At 65.9% G+C, this 384-nt stretch carries 1 protein-coding gene; it reads left to right on the top strand.

Annotated features, from left to right (window positions below; translation table 11 throughout):
* Window positions 1–92: 92 nt before the first annotated feature.
* A partial coding sequence (locus tag H0X95_RS35805) for a hypothetical protein (RefSeq protein WP_230878359.1) occupies window positions 93–384 on the top strand: 292 nt, incomplete at its 3' end.

Raw genomic sequence — 384 nt, 5'->3', positions numbered from 1 at the left:
CCATCAGTGACCCGTACTGTGTCCACCGGTCGACGCCGGCCAGCGCGCCCAGCAGGGTCGCCTGCGCGATTCTGGTAATGGGTTTCCCAGTGTTGATCAAAGTGACCTCCGACCAGTTAGGGGCAAAGGGCGGAGCGGTCATCCTGGCTGTGACCTTGACGCGTGCGCCGCTTCTGGTCCCACTGAGCGCGATGCAAGGCAACCGGATCGCGCATTTCGTCGACCGGCGCACCCAACGGCTTCGGGCGCTGATCGCACCGGCGCTGGTCGTCGGCGGCATCGGTGCGGTCGGGATGTTGGCCGCAGGGCTTACCGGTCCCTGGTTGCTGCGTGTTGGATTCGGCCCCGACTACCAAACTGGCGGGGCGTTGCTGGCCTGGTTGA

This window comes from Burkholderia sp. 9779_493, from assembly GCF_015712215.1.
Taxonomy (GTDB): Bacteria; Pseudomonadota; Gammaproteobacteria; order Burkholderiales; family Burkholderiaceae; genus Burkholderia; species Burkholderia cenocepacia.
This window is presented reverse-complemented; position numbering and strand designations above follow the sequence as displayed.